This is a genomic window from Streptomyces atroolivaceus (assembly GCF_000717025.1).
GTDB classification, from domain to species: Bacteria; Actinomycetota; Actinomycetes; order Streptomycetales; family Streptomycetaceae; genus Streptomyces; species Streptomyces atroolivaceus.
The window spans coordinates 185,460-193,464 of record NZ_JNXG01000014.1; the positions used below are offsets into that span (position 1 = coordinate 185,460).

Annotated in this window: 6 protein-coding genes and 2 pseudogenes; 4 read left to right on the top strand and 4 right to left on the bottom strand. The window is 66.3% G+C overall.

Translation table 11 applies throughout. The features are described from left to right. Positions 1-621: 621 nt before the first annotated feature. The gene (locus tag OO67_RS24930; protein ID WP_033303569.1) at positions 622-2,085 is read left to right on the top strand and encodes a non-reducing end alpha-L-arabinofuranosidase family hydrolase; all 1,464 of its coding nucleotides are present in this window, start codon (positions 622-624) and stop codon (positions 2,083-2,085) included. 385 nt (positions 2,086-2,470) lie between these two features. Here the strand turns inward: OO67_RS24930 and OO67_RS24935 are convergent, their stop codons facing one another. Then, positions 2,471-2,884: a MerR family transcriptional regulator gene (locus OO67_RS24935; protein ID WP_033303571.1), complete on the bottom strand. Its 414-nt coding sequence runs from the start codon at positions 2,882-2,884 to the stop codon at positions 2,471-2,473. Between the two features lie 154 nt (positions 2,885-3,038). Here OO67_RS24935 and OO67_RS24940 point away from each other — a divergent pair, with 154 nt between their 5' ends. After that, the gene (locus OO67_RS24940) at positions 3,039-4,112 is read left to right on the top strand and encodes an alkene reductase (RefSeq protein ID WP_033303572.1); all 1,074 of its coding nucleotides are present in this window, start codon (positions 3,039-3,041) and stop codon (positions 4,110-4,112) included. A 159-nt stretch (positions 4,113-4,271) separates the two neighbouring features. On the opposite strand, the gene OO67_RS24945 is transcribed toward OO67_RS24940, so the two are convergent. Together OO67_RS24945 and OO67_RS24950 are read right to left on the bottom strand one after the other, a co-directional pair. Then, positions 4,272-4,916, bottom strand: a complete 645-nt coding sequence (locus OO67_RS24945; RefSeq protein WP_033303573.1) for a dihydrofolate reductase family protein — start codon at positions 4,914-4,916, stop codon at positions 4,272-4,274. A 537-nt stretch (positions 4,917-5,453) separates the two neighbouring features. After that, positions 5,454-5,849: a winged helix-turn-helix transcriptional regulator gene (locus OO67_RS24950; protein WP_033303574.1), complete on the bottom strand. Its 396-nt coding sequence runs from the start codon at positions 5,847-5,849 to the stop codon at positions 5,454-5,456. A gap of 158 nt (positions 5,850-6,007) precedes the next feature. Between OO67_RS24950 and OO67_RS24955 the strand changes: the two genes are divergently transcribed. After that, positions 6,008-6,739: an alpha/beta hydrolase gene (locus OO67_RS24955; RefSeq protein ID WP_033303575.1), complete on the top strand. Its 732-nt coding sequence runs from the start codon at positions 6,008-6,010 to the stop codon at positions 6,737-6,739. A 526-nt stretch (positions 6,740-7,265) separates the two neighbouring features. On the opposite strand, the pseudogene OO67_RS39390 reads toward OO67_RS24955, so the two are convergent. Continuing rightward, positions 7,266-7,584: pseudogene (locus OO67_RS39390) on the bottom strand (IS701 family transposase); the annotation flags it as partial. 111 nt (positions 7,585-7,695) lie between these two features. Here OO67_RS39390 and OO67_RS40685 point away from each other — a divergent pair. Then, positions 7,696-7,941: pseudogene (locus OO67_RS40685) on the top strand (type II toxin-antitoxin system PemK/MazF family toxin); the annotation flags it as partial. Between the last annotated feature and the right edge of the window lie 64 nt (positions 7,942-8,005).

Sequence of the window (8,005 nt, forward strand, 5' to 3'; positions counted from 1 at the left end):
ACAGGGGCACGGGGTACTCCATCGCGGCTCAGCCGGGCGACCGCCACGCGGCGTCGCGTGCCTCTCCAACTGCATGAAGAGCCAGGACGAGCCGGTGCGAACCTCACCGGAACGAAACGGGTGGCGCAGGTGCTTTGGTGCCTGGCTCCGTCGTGCAGTTGTACAGGGATACGCCGTGCAGCACCAGGTTGCCCAAGGGACCAGTACGGTTCGAAATATCGAACTACGACCGGTCACTCAGACAGAATGGTCGCGGTATTGATGATGGATCGTCAATACTCCCCGCAGAAATTATTTCTGCTCTCCTTCCGAAACTTTCTAGAATCCCGGCGAGCCGGACGACGAACCTCCGACCTCACCGCCGGCGGATGCCTTGAAGCCGAAGCAAGGGCGAGTATGCAGGCCTTTCCGGCCGACGCGACAGCTTGTCAAACCCGAGGGCTGAAGTGCTGCTTGTGGACAGATCAGTGTCAGGCCTTGACCAGAGGGCCCCACGTTCCTAGCTTGTGACGTCAAAGAACCGGAAGTCTTTCGAAACCTTTCGAGATTGTCCTTGCCCCCGGAACGTCCCCTCGCAGTTCGTCGGGGTCACCCCACCCCCGCCCCAAAGGAGGCTCTCTGATGTGGTTCCGCCGCCCGCCCCCTGTCCATTCAAGACGCTTACTCGCCATCCTTGCGCCGTTGCTGCTCGTGGCCACTTTCCTCGGTGCCCAGCCCGCCGGTGCGGCGACCGTAGACCCCAACGCCTCGTATGTGCTGGTCAGCCGCAACAGCGGCAAGGCCCTGGATGTCTACAACATGGCGACCAACGACGGCGCCCGCATCACCCAGTGGACCAAGAACGATCAGGTCCAGCAGCAGTGGCAGTTCGTCGACTCGGGGGGCGGCTACTACCGCATCAAGTCCCGCCACTCGGGCAAGGTGCTCGACGTCCACAACTGGTCCACCGCGAACGGCGGTTCCATCGTCCAGTGGGCCGACCTGAACAGCACCAACCAGCAGTGGCGGCTGGCCGACAGCTCGGACGGCTACGTGAGGTTCATCTCACGCCACAGCAACAAGGCCCTCGAAGTGCAAGGCGCCTCCACCGCCGACAACGCGAACATCGTCCAGTACGACGACTGGGGCGGCACCAACCAGCAGTGGCAGCTCGTCAAGGCCGGCGGCGACCCCGGCCCGTGCGATCTTCCATCGACATACCGCTGGACATCGACGGGCGCGCTGGCGCAGCCCAAGCCTGGGTGGGTCTCGCTCAAGGACTTCACCGTCGTCCCTCACAACGGCAGGCAACTCGTCTACGCGACGACGCACGACACGGGGACCACTTGGGGTTCGATGAACTTCGGCCTGTTCACCAATTGGTCGGAGATGGCCTCGACCAGCCAGAACACGATGTCGACCTCCGCCGTCGCGCCCACGCTCTTCTACTTCGCGCCGAAGAACATCTGGGTGCTCGCCTACCAGTGGGGCGGGACCGCCTTCTCCTACCGGACGTCGAGCGACCCCACCAACCCGAACGGCTGGTCATCCCAGCAGGTGCTGTTCTCCGGAAGCATCTCCGGCTCCGGGACAGGACCCATCGACCAGACGCTCATCGGTGACGGGACGAACATGTACCTGTTCTTCGCCGGTGACAACGGCAAGATCTACCGGTCCAGCATGCCGATCGGAAACTTCCCGGGGAGCTTCGGCACCACCTCGACAGTGATCATGAGTGACACCACGAACAACCTGTTCGAAGCCCCGCAGGTCTACAAGCTCCAGGGCCAGAACCGCTACCTCATGATCGTCGAGGCGATCGGCTCGCAGGGCCGCTATTTCCGCTCGTTCACGGCAACCAGTCTGAGCGGCTCATGGACACCCCAGGCCGCGACCGAGAACAATCCTTTCGCCGGCAAGGCCAACAGCGGCGCCACCTGGACCAACGACATCAGCCACGGCGAACTGATCCGCTCAAGCCCCGACCAAACCATGACCGTCGATCCCTGCAATCTGCAGCTGCTTTATCAAGGGCGCAGCCCCAACTCCAGCGGCGACTACGGCCTCCTGCCCTACCGTCCGGGTCTGCTGACACTGCAGCGCTGAGGGCGTCGCACGGATCCGGCTCCGGTGTGGAGCCGGCGTGGCGGGCTCGGCGGAAAGCCGAGCCCGCCCAGGTCACGCGACAACCTCAGTGAAAGTCGACAACTGCAACGACAGGGCTGGCGGGACGGCCTGACGACCGCCCGATACGACGCCGTCCTGCGGTCACAGGACTTCGCGTGCCCTGTCGGCGACGACGCAGAGTACGTCGGAATTCCTGACGTGAAGGCACTCCAACTGGCGCATCGCCCACGACCACGCAGGCTGCGGGCCAGGCTCTCCTTGTGGCAAACGCGTGCGGGGCTGCGATGCCGTAAGTGCAACATGGAAATCTTTCGGCCTACGAGCATGTCCCTGTGCACTCGCACGACGGTCTGCTGTTCGACACCTACCTCGCCGCGGCCGCCAGGATGGTGGTCTTACCGGCGCCGGTTTCGGGGTGTATCAGGGACTCGCGGTGGGCCCGGGCTGTGACCACCATCCTGTCGAGGGTGTCCCTGGCCCTCAGGAGATCGTCGATCCGCGCCGTGATCCGCTCGCGTTCACGGGCCATCCGCTCCAGCGTGGCATCGGAGTTGTGCTTGCTCGGGGTTTCGCGGCACGGCATGAGTTCGGCGATGGTGCTGCTGGAGAGATTGGCCGCGTACAGCCCCTGGATGAAGCGAACGCGGTCCACGTCGTGTTCCGTGTACTGCCGTTGTCCGCTCGGCGTGCGGGTACTGGTGAGAAGTCCCCGCTGCTCGTAGTAGCGCAATGACCGCACACTCACTCCGGCGCGTGCCGCGAGTTCTCCGATCCGCATGACTGTCTCCCGGTGGTCCACAGCGCCAGAGAGCCTGTGGTGTACCCCACACGAATCCGTGGGGTCTCCCAGTTGCCTCTGACATTGATGTCAGGTTTTAGCGTACACATGTGCTTCGGCAGCCGGAGCACATGCGTAAACGAGGAGAACCGGCATGCCGTCCCTGTTCAGTAGTTACCGTCTCGGCGAGCTCACGCTGCCCAACCGGACCGTCATGGCCCCCATGAGCCGCGTCCGGGCCGCCGCCGGGGGTCTTGCCACCCCTTCGATGGCCACCTACTACGCGCAACGCGCCACGGCCGGACTGATCGTCACGGAGGGCGTCCAGCCCAGCCGCGTCGGGCAGTCCAATCCGGGCACACCCGGCCTGCACACCGACGAGCAGACGGATTCCTGGCGGCAGGTGACCGACGCGGTCCACGCCAACGGCGGACGCATCTTCGCCCAGATCATGCACGGCGGCCGGGTCTCGCACCACGAGACCACGGGCCTTCAGCCGGTCGGCCCATCGGCTGTGTCCGGCGAGGGCAGCGTATTCACCCCGACCGGCCCGCAGCCGATGCCCGTACCGCGGGCCCTGGAGACCGGCGAGGTTCCCGAGCACGTCCGGTCCTTCGCACGTGCCGCCCTCGGCGCTGTCGACGCGGGCTTCGACGGGGTCGAGCTGCACGGCGCCAACGGCTACCTGATCTCCCAGTTCCTGTCATCCAACGCCAACCTGCGCGACGACCGCTACGGCGGCTCGATCACCAACCGGATCCGGTTCGCCGTCGAGGCAGCCGCCGCCACAGTCGAGTCCGTGGGCGCAGCCCGTACCGGCATCCGTCTGTCGCCCGGCGGCGGTATCTGGGGTGTGACCGAGGACGACGCGGCCGAGCTGAACACCGCTCTGCTGACGGAGCTTGCCCGCCTCGACCTCGCCTACGTGCATCTGGAGGCCACCACCGACGAGGACACTCTCCTTCAACTGCGCAAGACCTGGCCGGGCACCCTGATCGTCAGTCCCAGCGTGCCCGGCGGCCCGAAGCAGACCGGGATGGCGGAGGCCGACCGCTGGCTGGGCCTGGGCGCTGACCTGATCGCTTTCGGCCGCGGATTCCTCGCCAACCCCGACCTGACCGAACGCCTGCGCTCAGGTCTGCCTCTCGCGCCCGCCGACGAGAACACCTTCTACCAGGGTGGCGACGCCGGGTACATCACCTACCCGTCTTACCAGCACACGGCCTGACCGTCTCACCGCGGGTGACGGAAGAGGCGGACGCGGGCGCCCATGTAGGGGGCCCAGCGGCCTGACGGACTTGCGTCAGCTGCACGGCCCCGACATCACCGGGCCAGCGCGGCCGGACGCGCCGCGCGCGGGCACCGCGTTGTACACCGCAGCCCTGCCTCACTTCCGCCAGAACAGGTGGTGCGTCACGCCGCTCGGGCTGGGCACGACGTCCTGGTGGAACCGGTCGAGCAGCTCATCGGGGGACTCCCACAGCCGGGCCCCGGAGCCGAGCTCCGTCGGCGCGACCGCCACATGCAAGGTGTCGACGAGGTCGGCATCGAGGAACAGCCGGATGATCGTGGCCCCACCGCCGAGCCGGACATCCTGGCCCTGCGCCGCCTCCTTCGCCTGGGCGAGCACCGCGGCCGGGTCACCGTCGACGAAGTGGAACGTGGTGTCGGAGAGCGTGAACGACGGGCGCTTGTGGTGCGTCATGACGAACACCGGCGTGTGGAAAGGAGGCTCTTCACCCCACCACCCCTGCCACTCGTAGTCCTGCCAGGGCCCGCGCTGCGGCCCGAACTTGTTGCGGCCCATGATCTCGGCGCCGATGTTGCGGGCGTAGTCCCGCGTGAAGTAGTCGTCCAGACCTCGGCCACCGGGTTCGGAGCGGTTGATGGGTGGGTGGTCGGTGGCAAAGGCCCAGGCGAGCAAGTTCCCCGGATCAGCATGGCCGAACGGCTTCTCGAGGCTCTGGTCCTCACCGGCGCCGAACCCGTCGCTCGAGACGGTGAAGTTCTGGACCCGCAGCAACTGGCTCATGTCGCTCCTCCTGCTTCGCGCTTTCTGATCACCTGACGAACCGTAGACCGGATGTGCCGGGAAAACTCATCGCCGCATCGTGCGGTTCTCATGAGCTCCGCGGCTGCGCGCCGGGCGACAACTCCCCCGGGGGTCGCCTCCCAGCGCGACCGCGTACGGCTCACCGGGCGAGCGTCCAGCGGGAGCGGCGGGTCTTCTCCTGCCCTTGCTCTCGCTGCGGGCGGCAGCGGCCTGACGAACCGGTTCCCTGCCGGCCTCCGGGCGTGCTGCTGCGGGGAGAGAGCTCACAGCAGCAGAGGCGGAGGCATGGACAGCCTTGCTGGTCAATGGCCGCGTTCGACAACCACAAGGCTCCCCATGCCTCCGTAAGCCCTCCAGTCCCAGGGCCTGGGTGCAGACGTGATCAATATGCGCATTGCGCTGCCGCGGTGAGGCTGGTCGCCGTAGAACGCCGGGTGGCATGGCGACCGTTCACCGATGACCAGCGAAGCTCATCGAGCCGTACCTGCGATCGGTAAGGGGCAGCCTGGGTGGGGGTCACGCGGGCGGGGTGTCGGGGCGAGCGTCGTACACGGCGCGGGCGGCGTCGATGTGCGTCAGGTGCGTGATGCTCCACTCCAGGAGGGGTGCGGTGGCTTCGCGGAGGGTCCTGCCCATCGGAGTGAGTTCGTAACTGACGTGCGGTGGCATGACATTGCGGACGGTCCGTGTCAGGATCCCATCGCGTTCCAGGCCGCGCAGGGTGACGGTGAGCATGCGCTGGCTGATCCCGTCCACGGCCCGCTTGAGTTCGGTGAAGCGGCGTGGCCCCTGGCTGAGGTTACGAACGATCAGCAGCGACCACTTGTCGCCGACGATGCCGAGCACTTCACGGGCCTTACACGGGTCCTCCGGCCGTGTCGGCCGCGATTCGCCGTCCGCTGTGCCGCTCATGGTTACCTCCAGAGAACCGGGGCACCTCAATGTGCCTTATTGATCGGGGTGCGGCAGGTGCAGCACGATGATTTCGGTTCCCGAAGAGTACCGAGGCACAAACAGGAACCGCAGTGTTCCCGCGCCTCCACGCCCCGAAGAGGAAGAAGATTTCCCAGATGTCAACTTTTCTGCTGGTACACGGTGCCTGGCACAGCGGCCGGTGCTGGGAGCGGGTGGTCCCGCTGCTCGAGTCGGCCGGACACCGCGTGTTCGCGCCCTCGCTGACCGGTGCCGGCGACAAGGCACACCTGCTCGGCCCCGAGGTGGGGCTCGACACGCACGTCGAGGACGTCGTGAAGCTGATCCACGAGGAGGACCTGACCGAGGTGGTGCTCGTGGGTCACAGCTACGCGGGGCTGGTCGTCTCGTCCGTGACCAACGAGGTGCCGGAACGGATCGCGCATCTGGTGTACCTGGACGCGATGGTCCCGGAGCACGGCGAGACCGCCGTCGACGTGCAGCCCATGTCCCAGAACCTGATCGACCTGGCAGCCAAGTCCGACAACGGCTGGCGCATCCCGCCGATGCCCGAGATGCCTCCGCCCCTCGGCCTGTTCGGGGTCACCGACCCGGCGGACATCGCATGGCTGCGTGCGACGCTCTCCGACCAGCCGGTGCGCTGCCTGCGGCAACCGGTCCGGATGGACAACCCCGCCTTGGCCTCGGTTCCGCGCACGCACATCCACTGTGTCGGCGCAGAGCCGGAAGGCATCGTGCGGCGGCCCGTCCCCGCGACACAGCCCAACGGCTCACCGGCGCGGATACGGGAACTTCCGACCGGGCACGACTGCATGATCACCATGCCGTCGGACCTGAGCGAACTGCTGCTTGAGTCCACCCTTCGGTAGCTTCCTGACCGTGACTGCGGCAGCGAGCCAGATAAGACCCGCCACCGTAGGACAGCGAACCCGGGCCACGAAGCCACCCGCTCCGCGAAGAACCGCCATGTGGCCTCTGCGGGGTCGTGATCACTTTGTCCTCGTCAGAGGACGGACGCCGTCGGTCCGGACCATCGGGGCTCGTAGTCGGAGGCCGGCGTCGTAGTTTGCGGGGTCTGGTTGTTGCGGGTCAGGAGGGGCTTTACGGTAGGGCGGCCGCGAAATGGTCGTCGGTTCGGGCCAATCGCAGCGTGATTCTTGTGACCTTCTGGTTGGCCGTGCTGATCTCGATCGTGGCGAGGGGATGTCCTCCTGGGGCGATGAGGTACACCGGTTTGTCGTTGACGGTGAGTCTGCAAGCCGCCTGAATGCGATGACGGAAATGCGCGGTCTCGGACGCGATGTCGACAGCACCGATGACGACGGTGCGGGCTCCGCGAGGCAGGAGTGCTGCGTCTGTGTCGCGGACGCTGTCGGGCGCGAGCAGCTGGATCATTCTTCGGGTATCCCCGGTTCGGGCTGCTGTCATGAAGGCTTCGACGATGTCCACCACGTAGTCACACCCATCGTCGCGGACCCGTTCGGCGTCCCACTTGGCCCGGCCGAGCAGGCGCTGCATGCCGTTCGGGCCCTTCCCCTGCCCGATCGGCGAGGGTCCAGCAGTCCTTGCGCGGCAGGTCCCACAGCAGTCCGAGCACCAACTTCCTTACCTAGAACCGGGGTTCGACCCGTATGGACCGACCCGCTATCCGGCTTTTCAGGCCCTCGAACGCCTCCTGCCAGCGGGCAGGGTCTACGCTGTGAACTGCGGCCACCGCGTGATCGTTCGTCTTCACACATCGGTGATCAACGGGTGGCCTCCCCCGTCTCCACAGCGCGTCGGGGTCGCGCAGCGTCCGCCCGCCGTTCCTGTGTCAGGAGGACATGTGCAACGTGGCGAAGTCTGGTGGGTGGAGTTCGACGAGCGTCGGCCGGTCGTGCTGCTGTCAGGAGACGACGCGTCCGGGATCCGGGTGATGCAGGTCGTCGCTCGCGCAGGTGTCGACATCACCGGTCTGGGCGTCGAAGTGCCAGTAGGCACCGTGGAAGGACTGCCCTTCGAAGGCGTGCTGCGGTTCGCGTTGCCGCGTCCGGGCTTTAGAAGTCATCTCATTTGGGCGACTAGGTATTCTGTGAGTCATGGTGGGGATCGTTGAGCGGCTGGTGCCGGACGAGTTGTGGGAGTTGTTCCAGCGG

Coding starts and splice junctions, on each gene's coding strand:
- OO67_RS24950 (WP_033303574.1), bottom strand. CDS start 5,849: ATGAGCGGCACAGCGGACGGCGAATCGCGGCCGACACGGCCGGAGGAC.
- OO67_RS24955 (WP_033303575.1), top strand. CDS start 6,008: ATGTCAACTTTTCTGCTGGTACACGGTGCCTGGCACAGCGGCCGGTGC.
- OO67_RS24930 (WP_033303569.1), top strand. CDS start 622: ATGTGGTTCCGCCGCCCGCCCCCTGTCCATTCAAGACGCTTACTCGCC.
- OO67_RS24940 (WP_033303572.1), top strand. CDS start 3,039: ATGCCGTCCCTGTTCAGTAGTTACCGTCTCGGCGAGCTCACGCTGCCC.
- OO67_RS24945 (WP_033303573.1), bottom strand. CDS start 4,916: ATGAGCCAGTTGCTGCGGGTCCAGAACTTCACCGTCTCGAGCGACGGG.
- OO67_RS24935 (WP_033303571.1), bottom strand. CDS start 2,884: ATGCGGATCGGAGAACTCGCGGCACGCGCCGGAGTGAGTGTGCGGTCA.